The organism is Henriciella sp. AS95, assembly GCF_038900055.1.
Lineage (GTDB): Bacteria > Pseudomonadota > Alphaproteobacteria > Caulobacterales > Hyphomonadaceae > Henriciella.
Map to the genome: position 1 here is coordinate 1,915,572 of NZ_JBBMQM010000001.1, position 14,671 is coordinate 1,930,242.

Below are 14,671 nucleotides of genomic sequence, written 5' to 3' on the forward strand. Positions count from 1 at the left end.
TGTTCTCCTAATACCAGGTCCGCAGGCCCACGAGAAAGACGATATCGTCGCCTTCACCGCCTGCGGCTTTGATCATGTCGCGTGTCTCACCGAAGGCGCTTTGCCATTCGACGCCGACATAAGGCGCAAACTCCCTCCTGATTTCATAACGAAGCCGCAAGCCGGCATCGAGTGTGCTAAGTCCCGCGCCCGTTTCCCTTTCCGGTATGTCCTGCGCGGAAAGATTTGCTTCGATCCGAGGCTGCAAGATCAACCGCTGGGTCAGGAGCAACTCATATTCAGCCTCGATGCGGGCCGTTACATCGCCTTTTTCACTGAGAAAGGCGGAAGCGTCGACTTCGAACCAGTAGGGCGCCAGACCATTCAGTGCGACGACCCCATGCGCGAGACTATCCGGTTCGATGTCGTAGCGAACGCCCGCCTGAACATTCCAGAAAGGCGCAACCGCACGGGAATAGAGCGCCTGGATCTCGGCGTCATCCACGCCCTCTCCATTCAGAGAGGCGCGGCCCTCGCTCTTGAACCAGAGCTTGTTGATATCGCCTCCATACCAAGCCTGTCCGTTCCAGTACAAACTGTCGCCCTCGTCAGACATCTGAGCCTCGAGCTGGTTGAAGAGGATGTAGAAGCTCTTCTGGTCTCCGCCTTCGGCAAGAACGTCCCGGCGAGCCTCCGCCATTGCATCCTCGCCGTAGATGGCGTCGGCCTGATCCCAGGGCGGGGTTTGATTTGTGTCTTCCGCGAACGCGCTGCCGGTCGCGTAGAGCGCGAAGCCGAGGAGGAGAGGGGCTGCCAAATTCTGTTTCATCATGATTTTCCCTCCCCATGGTTCATGCCGTGATGGTCCATGGGCATATTCATCTGACCTGCCGGCATTTTTTCAGCTGGTGTCGTATCGTCTGCTGGCGGAATGACGCTGACGACCTGCATCATGCCAGCGTGCATGTGGTAAAGCAGATGGCAGTGGAACGCCCAGTCACCGACATGTTCTGCGGTGATGTCGACGCTGACCCTGTCTGCAGGCTTGACCGTTACTGTGTGCTTTCGAGGCATGTGATGACCACCGCCATTCACGAGATCGAAAAACATGCCGTGCAAATGGATCGGGTGTGGCATCATTGTATCGTTTACGAGCGTCAGGCGAACACGTTCACCCTCGTAGAACTTGATTGACTCGGTTACCTCGGAGAATTTTACACCGTCGAACGACCACATGTAGCGTTCCATGTTCGACGTCAGATGAATGACAATTTCGCGGCCAGGCGGGCGATGGTCCTCATTCATGTCGAGCGCGCGAAGCTGGTTATAGGTGAGCGTGCGGTGGGGGACATCATCAAGCCCGAGACCGGGTTCGCCCAAGCGGCTCATCGTCATGCCTGATACTTTTGCGACACCGGGGCCGCGCTCTATATCTGCTTCGATCTTGACGGGCTGGACCGCCGGACCATGAGGATCGGGCATCATCGACATGGCACCCATGTCGTGGCCTTTCATGTCGTCCCCGGCCGTCGCGGTGTCCGGACCATGATCCATGCTCCCCATGCCTGACATGCCCGCCATGTCTCCATGGGCCATTCCCATGTCCCGCATGGTCAGCATGGGCACGGGACGAAGCGCAGGCGCATCGGCCCGCATACCGGCACGCGGGCCGAGCGTGGCGACGGCCTGGCCGGAGCGGTCGATCGATTCGGCAACAAAGGCGTAGGCGCGCGCTTCGGTCGGCGCGATGATGACATCATACGTCTCGGCCACGCCCATCTGGAACTCGTCGGTCTCAACCGGCTGGACATTCAGACCGTCGGCCTGGACCACCGTCATCGGCAAGCCCGGGAGGCGGACATTGAAGAGGGTCATGGCGGAGGCGTTGATAATGCGCAGGCGAACCCGCTCGCCCGGCTGGAAGACCATATTGAAATTATCGGCCGTCGAATGGCCATTGATCAGGTAGGTGTAGGTTTCGCCGGTCACGTCTGCGAGATCGCGCGGGCTCATTCGCATCTGCCCCCACATGCCGCCAAGCCCGGTTGGGTTCGACAGGGTCGGGCGGTTGAAATTCAGGCTCTCGGCATTCTTCTTGAGCTTGTCGAAGATCCGGTGCGGATGCGTGAAACTCCAGTCGCTGAGGACGAGCACATATTCCCGGTCATAAGCCACTGGATCTGTACCTGCCGGATCTATGACGATCGGACCGTAATGGCCGAGTTGTTCCTGCAGACCAGAATGGGAGTGATACCAGTAAGTGCCATTTTGCGGCACCTTGAACTGATATTTGAACGTTTCGCCCGGTTTGATGCCCGGGAAGCTGACGCCCGGCACGCCGTCCATATGGAAGGGGACAAGCAGTCCGTGCCAATGGATCGAGGTGTCTTCGGCAAGCCGGTTGGTGACGTTCATTGTAACGTCATCGCCCTCGCGCAAACGCAAGAGCGGGCCGGGAAGTGTGCCATTGATTCCGGTTGCCATACCGACTTTGCCGTTGAGCCTGACCGGGAACTGCCCGATTTCGAGGTCGAAGCGCGTGCCCGAAAGTGAGGGCACACCAAGGTTTCCGTTGCTGGAAGATTTTGCCCAAGCGGGCAGGAGGCTGCTTGCCCCCCAGGCTGCGCCGGTGCCGAGCACCGTCTGCAGCATATGTCGTCTGTTCAACATAATCGTCTCCGTGAGGTGAATTTATGCAATCGGGCTGCTAATGCAGCGACGCACGAAATCAGCTCAGGGAACGCACCTTTAATGTGACTGGCGTTTGTTGCAGCAGGTAACTTCGGACCTCAGGCCAGGGCGTGCGGACATTGACGACGCGCTTCCATGCGTGTTGCCATGAGGGTGTAGCAAGCCCGATGGGCGTCGTATCGCCTGATACGTGCTGGACCGGGTTCGCCGTCTTGTCGGCTTGGGCGACCGTTGCTGTCTGAAGCTTGCAGTGATCAGTCTCATCATCGCAGGGCGCCTCAGGCCCATCGGCGGGCGCCTGGTGAGAATGAGCGGTGAACTCGGTTGCCATGCTGTTCGTCGCCGACATATCGACGGGACACGCGCAGAGCACCTGCGACAGGCTGAAAAATACAGTCACGAGAGTTGCGACAACAAAGTTCATGACCACCATTTATACCCCACAGGGGTTTAAATCAATAAAGAACCTCTGAGCTCTCGAAATAGGCCTGTGCCGGGCAGAGCGAACGCACAACCACCGGATAAACTCTCGGCGAACAAGTATGCGACGCGTTACACAAAGCGTTTCGCGCACAGACCCGCCCAATTATGATTGATCCAGGCCAGGAATGTTATTGGGGCGAGGTTCAGCAGTAGTGAAGGCGGGCCAATCTCGGTCACGTTCAGCCTTGTCCTCTCGTTACGATTGTGTCCTCACATAGCGCGCGATGAGCCACCACAGTATCGCCCAGGCCGCGCCAAATCCCCAACCGGCCACAACGTCGCTTGGCCAGTGGACACCAAGGTAGACACGACTGCATCCAACCAGAATCGAAATGAAAATCGCGCTCGCGATCAGAAATACTTTCAGGCGTTTATGGCTTTCCGCCTGAGCGAGAAGGAGGCCGAGCGTGAGATAGACCAGTGCCGAACTGGCGGCGTGTCCGCTCGGAAAGCTTGAACTCGAGGCGTGTGTCAAATGATCGACGAGGTCCGGGCGCGGCCGGTCGAAGCCGAGCTTCAGTAAAGAAATCAGAAGCGTGCCCGAAATGATCGAACAGACCAATAGCAGAGCTGTCCGGATCCTGTGCTCAAGGAGCAGGTAAAGTGTTGAAAGCACCACAATCAGAGTCAGGACCGCGTATCCACCAAGCGAGGTCATATCTCCCATTGCAAATTGCAGCCATGCCGGACCTATCGGGTCGCTGGTATCGCCCGCCTGTCTCAGCGCGAGCAAAAGTGTCTCATCGACCTGGTGGCTCTCGCCTTCAAGGACATCTTCTGCAATGGCCCCGAACAGCAATAGTCCACCAACCATGATGCCAAAAGCCACGATGACCTGGAGTTCGAATGCCGTGCCGGCGAACCGATGTCGCAGCCACGAAGAGAGCGCGCGAATCATGGCGCTGCCACGCTCCTGCGGCTTAGCGCTGCGTGGATTAATGGCGCGGCAATCAGAACGAGCGGCGCACCGACGATCAGTCCCGATATGATCGCGGTGGCCATCGGCGCGAGCAGGGCGGATCCTTGGCCGACCTTCAGAGCCAGGGGGGCAAGCGCCAGAATAGCAATGAGCGCAGACATCAAAATTGGGCGTAATCGGGCCTGGCCGGCAGAGATTCGGTCATCATGGGTCGCGCCATCGCCTTCGAGTTCTGCAAAATAGAAGACGCCGAGCTCGGCGATGATCCCGATCACCATGGTCAGGCCCATCATGGCTGAGATGTTGAGTTCCGTTCCTGTCAGGACCAGTCCGGTCAGGACCCCTGCAACCGACAGTCCGACAACGCCCAGGATGGAAACGGCCTGGGACAGGCTCTTGAAGAGGAAGAGGAGGAGGAGGCCGGACAGCAGGAAGGCTGCCGCGAACACGGCCATCAGGTCGTTGAACGATTTTTGCTGCTCTGCATAGAGTCCGCCAAATTCGTAGCGCACACCCGCGGGCAGGGCGAGGGCCCCGATCGCCTGCCGGACATCAACCATGGCCGACCCCATATCGCGTCCTTCAAGGCGGCCCGTCACGGCGGTCATCGGCTGCAAATTCTCACGGCTCGACTGGGCCTGACCGGACACGGTCTCGACGCTGGCGACGCGTTCGAGCGGTACGAGATGGCCGTCAGGCGCGCGCAGCATGAGATCCTCGATCTGCGGCACGCGTTGCCGGAGTTCGGGTGGCGACCAGAGGCGGATATTCAGACTGCGTTGCCCGGCGAGAATAGCGCCGGCAGATCGTCCCCCGACCAGCGTTTGAAGCTGCGCGCCCACGTCTGCGGGATCGAGGCCTTCAAAGGCCAGCGCGGTTCGGTCAAGCCTCACGACGATCGCATCGCCGGCTGTGCGATCTGATTTCCTGACCTCGACAACGCCTCGGACGCCTTCGAGCGCTAACAAGGCCTGGTCGGCCGCGATGGAGAGGGAACCTGGATCGTTGCCGTACAGTTTGACTTCAATAGGCTGCGGCACTGCCGTGAGATCACCGATCAGATCGCCCATGAGCTGTATGGTCTCAATCTCGAGCCCGGGAACGCTTTCGGCTACCCGCTGGCGGACTTCAGACATGACGGCTTCGATTGGTCGGCGGGGAAAGGGCGTGAGGCGGATAAACATGTCGCCTTCATTCGCCTCGGTGAGGCCGCCGCCCAGTTGGACGCCGGTGCGCCGCGAGTAGCTCGCAACATCGGGAATAGTCTGGATGATCTCTTCCATCTGCGACACAAGTCGGTCGGTTTCAGTAAGGGACAGGCCGGGCGGCGCGACATAGTCCAAAACGAATCCACCCTCATCCATTTGCGGCATGAAGCCGGACGCGATCCGGCTGGACGATAGGGTACCGGCACCAAGTGCCGCCACCACAAGCAAAAACGCCGCGACACGCGCATGGCCGAGCAGTTTTCGCATCAGTCCGGCATAGGCCCGCGCCAGCCCATCGAGCCAGCCAGCGGCGCCTTCGGCCCGGATGGCATCTTCCTTTCGTGCAAGCGTGCGGGCCAGGACCGGAACGACGGTCATGGCAAAGATCATGGAGAGAACCAGGCTTGAGGCCATGGTGATCGCCAGCGCTTTGAAGAATCCGCCCGTCACGCCTGACAGGAAGGCGAGCGGTGTAAACACAACAATTGTTGCGAATGAGGAGCCGACAAGCGGCTGTAGCATTTCGGAGGCTGCCTCGAGAACACCCTTTGTACCTTCGGCGAGACGCCGCGCGACATGTTCGAGCATGACCACGATATCATCGACGATCAGTCCGACCGCGGCCGCCATGCCGCCAAGCGTCATGATGTTGAGGCTCTGTCCCATGACCATCAAAAGCAGGGCCGTCGCGGCCAGTACAGATGGCAGCAGAATGGCCACGATCAGGACCAGCCTCAGACTGCGAAGGAAGAACAGCAAAACGAGACCCGCCAGCAGCGTCCCGATCAGAATGGCGTCACGGACGCTCCCGGCGGCGGATACAACAAGGTCTGACTGGTCATAATAGGACGTTAGGGTCAGATCCTTGGGAAACGCTACACGCTCCCTCGCGATCGTATTCTTGACGGCGGTGGTCAGGGCCAACGAGTTTGCGTCCGGCGACTGTCGGATGTTTAAAAGAACGGCCGGTTTCCCGTCGGCGGTCACCCGCGTCCAGTCCGGCGCTACGGCAAGGCGAATGTCGGCCACATCGGAGACTTCGACCGCGCCGCCACCGGCCAGGCTTTTCAGCACAATGTTGCCGATGTCTTCGGCGCCAGTAAGCTGATCGTCAACAATGGTCAGATAGAGCCGCGACTGGTCCTCAAGGCGGCCTGAGGCCGAAACGATGTTCGACGTGGAAATGGCGGTTTCGACATCCAGCACGGACAGGTCCCGCGCCTTCAGCCTCGCCGGATCGACGAGCACCTCATACTCAGCGTCGCGCCCGCCAAGCACGGAGACTTCGACGACGCCGTCAATTGACGCAATGAGAGGCCGCAGAGTGAATTGTGCGAACGTCTTCATCTCGACCTGGGACAGTGTGTCGGATGTCAGGGAATAGCCCATGACCGGAAAGATGGTCGGATCCATGCGGCGGATCTGGAAGGCAAAGCCCGGCGGCAGGGACGGCGCCAGCCTGGCGAGTTCTGATTCCGACTGGAGGGCTGCTGTTACGATGTCTCCCCCCCAGTCGAAGGTGACCGAAACCTCAGCAGAGCCTCGGCTGGTTTGCGAGCGGATATTGCGCACGCCGGGAACGGCGCGGAGCGCATCCTCGACGGGCCGGGTCACCAGCGCTTCCATCTGGTCGACCGGGCGGTCTCCAGCTTCCAGCGACACGGCAAGCCGGGGAAACTGGATGGTCGGAAACAGGCTGACAGGCAGCTGGGTCAGCGCGAAGCCTCCGCCTGCGGTCAGCAGACAAAACGCGGCAAGGATGAACCGCGCCTGCTGGCTCAGCCACCGGCTCATTTCGGTGCTTCCGGATTAACTGCCTGGCCGGTTGCGGTGTCGCCAGAGGTCAACTTCATCCCATCCGACAGAATTGCGCCGCCTTTAATGACCACCTGTTCGCCTTCCGAAACTCCAGAGACAATCTCTGTGAGGTCTCCATTCGTCTCGCCACTCTCGACCCTTCGGCGCTCCGCTTTGCCTTGTTGATCAATGAAGACATAGTCGCCCTGTTCGTCTGTAAACACCGCGCTGCGTGGCGTGAGAATGACTTGGGATTTTGTGTCCCCAACAGCCGTGGCGCGCACGGCCTCGCCCGCCAGGAACCCATTACCAGGAGGCAGCGGAACAATGATAGAGGTCATGCGCGTTGCCGGGTCGACCCGCAGGTCTATGGTCGCAATCGCCGCATCCGTCAGATGAGTTCCGCCATCAAGGCCTGTGAGATGAACGACATCGCCGCTTGCCAGCCGTGTCGCGTCTTCCAGTTCGAAATTGATCCGGGCCTGTATCGCATCCGGCTCTGACAATCTGACAAGCGGGCTACCCGCCGGAACCACGTCGCCGGGTGAAACGAGTACAGCATCGACCACGCCGCTCGATTGAGCCGATAGGGTCCGGACGTCACCGATATTCCTGCTCAACGTATTGGCTCTTGCCGTGAGATCATTCGCGCTCGTCTGTGCCCGCTCCACATCGCCGTCGCTTGCCAGGCCATCGGCCCGCAATCTTTGCTGGCGGGCCAGTTCATCCCGGGCGCCCGCGGCATCAGCCAGTGCCTGGGTCAGATCGAGGCTGGACGCCGAAGAGGGGGCGAGGCGTAGGAGTGGTGACCCCGCATCCACAGTCGCACCCGGCTGGACAAGGGTTTCTGCGACGCGGGACTCGATCTGGGTCGTCAGGACCTGCTGGCGCGAGGGATCAAATTGCACCGTGCCGTAACCGATGACATTGAGCGGGAGATCGCCGCGCACGGCGGGCGCCGTTGAGACACGGGCGACCGGCTCGGCGACAGGGGGCTCAGACGGCTTCGAGCATCCAGCTAGCAGGGAAAGTGTCAGGATGGCGATAGAAGGAAACAGGCGCTTTTTCATTTGTTTGTGTCCAGTGGCTGGCCGAGCGCTGTTTCCAGCGCGATTGATGCTTCGGCAGCCGAGAGTGCCAGCGTGTCTGCGAGGATTTCCTTGTCGAGTGCGGCCAGGCGTGTCGCAGCGGCAGATGTCTCGGCGATGTCGCCTCGGGCAGCTGCGGCCTCGGTTCGGGCAGCCTGGTCAGCGATACCCGACAGGCCTCTTATGACGTCAGCGCGTTGCCGGCGCGCAATCTCGAAAGCTGACACGGCTGATCCGATGTCCGCGCGAACGGTTTCGGCGCGCGCCTGATATTGCGCTTCCAGCACCGACAGGTCGGCCTCGGCCACTGCAATATCGCCGCGCGCCTGGTTCCAGACGGGAAGCGTGAACGTCACGGCCGGTCCAAGGGTACGGATGTTGCCTGTGTCTCGCCCGGCATTGATGGCAATTGAAGGTAGCGGGAAGCGGGACGCGTCGGCGACAGCAACCCCTGCGCTGGCCGCGCTCAAACCGTCCCGCAGACCTTTCAGGTCTGCGCGCAGCTCCAGAGCGCGCGCAAAGAGGTCCGGCATCGCGGGAAGATCGGCACTGAACGCTGGCGGCTTTTCTACAAGAATCGTGAGGCTTGGCGAGACGCCGAGCAGGCGATTTAAATCGAGGCGCGCTGCGGCAAGCTGGCTCTCTGCTGTGCGGTCCCGATCGGCGGCATCTGCGGCGCTCAGCCGCCGGGCATCGACCTCAACGGCGGCGATGTCGCCGCGCCCAGCTGCGCGCAGGGTGCGATCGAGGTCCTGATCGGCGACTTGCCGATATTGGATCGTCTTTTGCCGCACCTCTTCGAGCCATGATATCCGGCAGGCCAGCAGCTTGGCATTCTGCCGTGTTAGCCATTCAGCCCAGACTATGTCCTGGCGAACACTGGCCGCATTGGCTTTGGCTGCCTCAAGCCTGGCAGGTCGGGTCGAAAGTCCTGCCAGATCAAGTCCCAGAGACCCCGCGATGGCGAGGACTTCATTGGTTCCGTTCAGCGGCGCATCCACACCCAGGCTAAGGCTGGGATCGGGCAGTAGCCCTGCGGCAAAGATCTGGGCCTCGGCAAGGCCGGCCCGCGCCCGCATGGCATTCAGGTCTGGATTACCGAGCACGGCAAGCCCGGCGAGCTCGTCTGAAGCAAGAGGTGCGGCCGTCGACATCGAAGCGCCCGTGTCGGAAATCTGAGGCGCTGTGTAAGTCTGTACAGGCGTCGCGCAGGCGGCCAGGATAAGAAAAACTGGCAGGACCATAGGTGTTTTGATCGCGCTTCGTAAGCTTGGTTTGGTCACGGACCGAAACCCGCAAGCGTTTCGGTATAGTCGAGGGCTCCCCCTGTGCCGATCAAACATTATCGCCTCCTAGGATAAGGGTTTTGAGCCAATGCGGCGCCATTCGATCCAATCTGGGGTGCCGGTTGATTTGTCTTGCCATCCACTGCTTACCCTGGCGTGAGTTGCGGGCCAGCAAAGCCGCGCCCGCCACGCCAATTCCAACGCCGATCGGTATGAATGGAAACGGCGTCAGGATCGCGATAGGAACAGACAGGATGAGAAGCAGTACGCCCGTCCCCGCCAGACTGACTCGCCAGACGGATACTCTCTTGCGGGGGCTGTTTTGTACTTGCTCAGTCACGTGATTTCAACGCCTCCGAAAATGGTTTAAATCCCACGCGGACCGCTAGACCAGGCTTTGCATCTGAAAGTCGCAACCCGGCCTTATGCAGGTCGGCAATAGCCTTCACCAGGGCAAGTCCGAGGCCGGACCCCGGCGTATGTCGCGCCTTGTCGAGACGGTAGAACCGCTCTGTAACCCGCTCATATTCCTCTGGTGGAATGCCCGGTCCATCGTCGGATACGCTAAGCCAGACGCCATTCAGGCCGGAGCCGGTTTCGAGCCGGATTGTTGCGCCCTGACCCGCGTGCCTGATCGCATTCTCGATAAGGTTGGCGCCAAGTTGGGTGAGAAGGTCCTGATCACCATGTACGAGCGTGTTGGCATCCATGTTTGAAGAAACCAGTAATGTCTGTCCCGCATCGTCGCAGACTGCAGCATAGGCCTCGTACAGGGCTGCTGCGATACCGGCGATCGGGACAGCGCGAAATTTGGCCTTGCGGGCCCCCGCTTCGATTTGCGAGATTCGTAACAGCGCATCGAATGTGTTGGTGATCTGACGGATATTCGACGACGCCTGATTCAGTTTGTCCTGAAGCGCCGGCTGGTTGCTTGCTTCCAGGGTCAGGCTCTCAACCTGGATGCCGAGACGATTGATGGGCGTGCGCAGGTCATGGGCGATATCAGCGCTGACCTGTTTTATGCCAAGAACGGTGGCCTCCAGTTGTTCAAGCGCATCATTGATACGCTCGGACAGTCGGCCGAGATCGTCGCTGTGCCCATGCGTTTCTATTCTTTGCTGCATCTCCCCTGCGGCAACCTTGCTCAGAACGCTTGAGATCGCTTCGATCCGCAACTGTCCGCGGCGGGACAATATGAAGGCAACCAGTGCCGAAAGGAGCGTTACAATCAGGGTCGCCGCACCGAAGGACTTGAGCACCGTGCGGGCAATATCGTCTGTATCTTCATAACTGCGCGCGGTAATCAGGCGAAGATCACCGATTTGCCGGCTTGTCAGGAGGTATGTGTCGTCATCGTCCTGTCCCAGCCGGGTTCCGGACACATCACCGACTGCCAGGTCTTGTGGATCGGGCAGGCGGTGACCGGCGAGAAATGTTCCATCCGCAAGTCCGAGCCAGACGATGTCATCCTCAGGGTCTAGTGCAGTAGCACGCGCCCTAGTCGCCTCGACAAGCGCGTCTCTTCCATCTCTCTCAAAGGTGTCAGCCAGTTCGACCGACATCAAGACGGCAGCCTGTTCCACGCGGCGATCAAGGTCGTCATGGATCGCCTGGAAGGCAATCCAGCCCGCGCCGAGATTGGCCAAGACGAATAGGCCTGCCAGAACCATGGCAAAACGAAAGTACGTGCTTCGAAGAAGATCCCGGCTAAACACGAAGCGTGTATCCTACATTCTTGATCGTATGTAGAAGCTCAGTCTCAAAGGGTTTGTCGATCTTGGCGCGCAAGCGGCTGATATGGGTCTCGACCACTGTCGTCTGAGGGTCGAAATGGAAATCCCAGACCTGCTCGAGCAGCATGGTTCGCGACAGCACACGCCCTTCGGACCGCATGAAATATTCAAGGAGCTGGAATTCCTTTGTGAGGAGCTCAATAGGTTGTCCGGCGCGCGTCACGGACCGGCGCACCAGATCCATTTCGAGATCGGCAACAGTTAGTCGAGTCTGCTCAACTACCTGGGTGGGGCGCCTGCTAATGGCGCCGAGGCGAGCTGAAAGTTCGGAGAAGGCGAACGGTTTGGTCAGGTAGTCATCGGCGCCGGCTTCCAGGCCTTCGACACGGTCATCAACACCGCTGACCGCCGTGAGGAACAGGACAGGGGTCTGTACATTGGCGCCCCGCATCGCTTTCAACATGGACAATCCGTCCATGCCGGGAAGCATGCGGTCGAGGATGGCAGCGTCATACGAAGCGCGAAGCGCCAGGGTCAGCCCGTCGATGCCGTCTGTAGCATCGTCCACTACGTGTCCGGCGCCGCGGAGGCCATCGAGCACATATTTGCGGGTGACGTCATCATCCTCGACCAGCAGTATTTTCATGTTTCAGCCCCCTGCGCCGACCGGTTCTGTCAGTCTTCCATCTCGGTTTTCAGCACTTCGCCAGTCGCCGCGTCGATGATCACTTCGACTTCTTCATTGTCAGATCGCAGGACCTCTATCGAGTAGGCCCAGTGGCCATCTTCTTCTTCGAACTCACCAGACAAGGCCCGGCCATCGCCAGCTTCTTCGGCAATGCGCACCGCATCACGAAGCGATACAGTCGAAGCGAGGAATGCTGCAGCCTCGCTTTCGGAATCATCCTCTCGGCTATTTTCGCTGGCAAAGGCCGCAGTCGTTCCGGAAATCATCACGAGCGCTGCGGCAAAGATCTTAATAGGAGCATTTTTCATAGTGTGTTCCATATCTTGAGATTACCCTCTCAACCCTGCCGGAGTGATTACCCTACTGATCTCAATTACGCCGTTCGGCCAATATACATCGGTGTAAGCTTAGCACGCGCGAAACGCGCGACTGGTGCGCAGGGCTATCGTTCATCAGCGCTAGCGTGTCGGGTAGGCTTCTTTTAGCGAGCGAATTTGTATTCTCACGCGAATATTTGCATGGCTTCTGAAGCAGAAACGAAGTTGAATGTGTCGTGTAAATTGGGCGCTTGAGACGCAGTTCGGATCAAAGGATCAAGCATGTTGCCGGAATGCACCAAAAGCTTGTCAAGTTTACATATGGCACAGCCTACATGATTGAAAATCCAGCCAATTTTATTGTCGGAGCCGCTGACGGTAAAAGTTATCCACAATATTCTGCGAACTGCAGTAATTATTGCAGGATACGCAACTAGTTCATCATCGAGTGGGAATGATCCGAGGTCTCCCGCGACCGATTAAGGACATTCGAAAACCAATTAAAAACAGATGCTTGTCGTCAAAGGACCATCACTATCGGTCAGTGCTGTGCTTTGACGCCCAGTTGCGACCCCGGATTTTCATGCCGCTTTTGTCTGGTCTATCCGGCGATGCATAAACCAGGCGAAAATCATGGCCATGATGGTCGCTCCAATCGCCGTCAGCACGATTGCGTTGGATAAGGATTGTGTCCCGCCGATCTGATCGCTCAGGCGCGCGACCACCACAGGCCCGAGCCCTTGCCCGAGCAATCCGAGAGAAAGCAGATGCGTCGCCATCAATCTGGCTCGCATTGCGGGTGGCGAAGCCTCCTGAATGACGATGGCAGGCATCACCATCGCCGCGGACAGGAACATATAGGTGACCCCCAGACTGATGAGAAACAGCACCGTCTGCCCTGACATCAATCCGAAGCTGAGCGAAGCGCCCGCAAGCAGCGCCGCTATGCCAATGACGAATGGTGTATTGCTGCCGCCAAGACCTGTGGCCAGCCGCCGGACGATCAGGGGACCGCACACTGTGCCCACAATGCCGGCTGGGACGCCGACTGAACCGAGTGCGATACCAGCTTCTGATAATCCAAAGGAATAGGTTCGAACCAGAAGAGTCGGGGCCCAGGAAAGCAAGCCCATAGCAAGCGCGGCAAGTGTGCCGACGCTCAGGAACATCAGGACAAAGAAGCGCCCTTCGTGGAGAAGGTACGACAGGACTTGCTGTGCAGTCGCAATGGGTACCGCCCCTTCATTCTGGACGGCACGGCTTGGCGGGCCAATCAGAAATGCCGCGATAAGCGCGAGAAATAGACCCGGCGTTCCGACGATAATCAGGGTCGTGCGCCAGACATCCATACTTATAGCGGCAGAGAGATGTGTCGCGGCGTCTACCGCAAGGCCTCCGATAAAGAATGAACCCGACCCCATGAGTATGCCGACCGCCATATATATACTGGTCGGCAATGCTCGCTGCGCTTTGGGGAACATATCGGCAATCACAGCAATAGCGACGGGTGTGAGTGCGGCCTCTCCGACTGCCACTCCAAGACGACCAATGGCGAGCTGTGAAAAGCTTTCGGCAAAGCCGGAGCCAATCGTCGCGACACTCCACAAGGTAGCCCCGCCGACCAATACGAGCCGTCTCGCGCCGGCGTCTACGAAATGGGCAAGCGGCAAACCGATCAGCACGTAAACCAGCGCAAATCCGATACCGATGAGCAGACCGATTTGCGTGTCGCTGATGCCGAGGTCCTGGGTGACGGGGTCGACAAGGAGCGCAAGGATCATCCGGTCAACAAATGAGATGACATAAAGCGTGCACAGGACTGCCACGGCGCTCCATGCCAAAGCGGCTGATTGCGGTCTTTCGAGTCCGACCGGACCGGAAATACTAGCCGGCATTTTCGGATTTCCACTTTTCGTGGATTTCCGAAATGTTCATGGGCCAGCCTATCGGGTTCTCTTCAAAGGGGGGATCCATTTGCGGAATCGTGGCAATTCCCTCAGCGTAGGAAGGATAGGTTTCTGACCACAGCTCGATGAGATTCTGATCCGGGTCGCGGACGTAGATGCCTTTGCCCAGCCTGTGGTCTATGGCCTTTTCAGCGGACACGCCTGCGGCGAGCGCGCGGTCGTAGATCCTCATGGAATTGTCAAAAGAGCCCGTATCAATTGCGAAGTGGTAGAGGCCCACTTTCTTGACTTGCGGCGGGCCGAATTCCTCGGCTGCCTGGGCCAAAGCCAGGTCGTGATGTTTCTCCCCAAAGCTCAAGGCGAAAAACCGCCCCGGTGAACTCGCTAGCACGCGCATGCCAAATACGTTGACGTACCAGTCGGCAGTCTTCTGAACATCGGCACAATATAAAGCCACGTGGGTGATGAATGGCGTCATTCTGGCTTCCTCCTATTTGTTATTCTTTATGAAATGGCGCGCCGGTGATGCTTTGCAGGTCTTTGAAATCCGTGCCGAAAATCCTGCGGACGATGAG

At 59.0% G+C, this 14,671-nt stretch carries 12 protein-coding genes; all 12 read right to left on the reverse strand.

The annotated features are described in order from the left end of the window. Positions 1–7 precede the first annotated feature (7 nt). The gene (locus tag WNY37_RS09535; protein ID WP_034798662.1) at positions 8–811 is read right to left on the reverse strand and encodes a copper resistance protein B; all 804 of its coding nucleotides are present in this window, start codon (positions 809–811) and stop codon (positions 8–10) included. Beyond that, complete coding sequence (locus WNY37_RS09540) at positions 808–2,649, reverse strand: copper resistance system multicopper oxidase (RefSeq protein ID WP_034798664.1); 1,842 nt, start codon at positions 2,647–2,649, stop codon at positions 808–810. Before WNY37_RS09540 ends, WNY37_RS09535 begins: the two co-directional genes overlap by 4 nt. 58 nt (positions 2,650–2,707) lie before the next feature. After that, the gene (locus tag WNY37_RS09545; RefSeq protein ID WP_342973168.1) at positions 2,708–3,094 is read right to left on the reverse strand and encodes a hypothetical protein; all 387 of its coding nucleotides are present in this window, start codon (positions 3,092–3,094) and stop codon (positions 2,708–2,710) included. A 255-nt stretch (positions 3,095–3,349) separates the two neighbouring features. Beyond that, positions 3,350–4,051 carry a phosphatase PAP2 family protein gene (locus tag WNY37_RS09550; protein ID WP_051601628.1) on the reverse strand — a complete coding sequence of 234 codons (702 nt, stop codon included), beginning with the start codon at positions 4,049–4,051 and terminating at the stop codon, positions 3,350–3,352. Beyond that, a complete protein-coding gene (locus tag WNY37_RS09555; protein WP_034798667.1) occupies positions 4,048–7,074 on the reverse strand; it encodes an efflux RND transporter permease subunit in 3,027 nt (1,008 codons plus the stop codon). The genes WNY37_RS09550 and WNY37_RS09555 overlap by 4 nt, the downstream gene beginning before the upstream one ends. Beyond that, positions 7,071–8,147, reverse strand: coding sequence for an efflux RND transporter periplasmic adaptor subunit (locus tag WNY37_RS09560; protein WP_034798669.1), 1,077 nt, complete (start codon positions 8,145–8,147; stop codon positions 7,071–7,073). Before WNY37_RS09560 ends, WNY37_RS09555 begins: the two co-directional genes overlap by 4 nt. After that, positions 8,144–9,409, reverse strand: coding sequence for a TolC family protein (locus tag WNY37_RS09565; RefSeq protein ID WP_051601630.1), 1,266 nt, complete (start codon positions 9,407–9,409; stop codon positions 8,144–8,146). The genes WNY37_RS09560 and WNY37_RS09565 overlap by 4 nt, the downstream gene beginning before the upstream one ends. Positions 9,410–9,783: 374 nt before the next feature. After that, positions 9,784–11,166, reverse strand: coding sequence for an ATP-binding protein (locus tag WNY37_RS09570; RefSeq protein WP_155838383.1), 1,383 nt, complete (start codon positions 11,164–11,166; stop codon positions 9,784–9,786). Beyond that, positions 11,159–11,830 carry a response regulator transcription factor gene (locus WNY37_RS09575; protein WP_034798671.1) on the reverse strand — a complete coding sequence of 224 codons (672 nt, stop codon included), beginning with the start codon at positions 11,828–11,830 and terminating at the stop codon, positions 11,159–11,161. Before WNY37_RS09575 ends, WNY37_RS09570 begins: the two co-directional genes overlap by 8 nt. A 29-nt stretch (positions 11,831–11,859) precedes the next feature. Further along, entirely contained in the window at positions 11,860–12,180 is a 321-nt protein-coding gene (locus WNY37_RS09580) for a PepSY domain-containing protein (RefSeq protein WP_034798672.1), read from the reverse strand. A gap of 590 nt (positions 12,181–12,770) precedes the next feature. Then, positions 12,771–14,084 (reverse strand): MFS transporter, encoded by a 1,314-nt coding sequence (locus tag WNY37_RS09585; protein ID WP_342973169.1) that lies wholly within the window; start codon positions 14,082–14,084, stop codon positions 12,771–12,773. Further along, the gene (locus WNY37_RS09590; RefSeq protein WP_342973170.1) at positions 14,074–14,574 is read right to left on the reverse strand and encodes a VOC family protein; all 501 of its coding nucleotides are present in this window, start codon (positions 14,572–14,574) and stop codon (positions 14,074–14,076) included. Before WNY37_RS09590 ends, WNY37_RS09585 begins: the two co-directional genes overlap by 11 nt. Between the last annotated feature and the right edge of the window lie 97 nt (positions 14,575–14,671).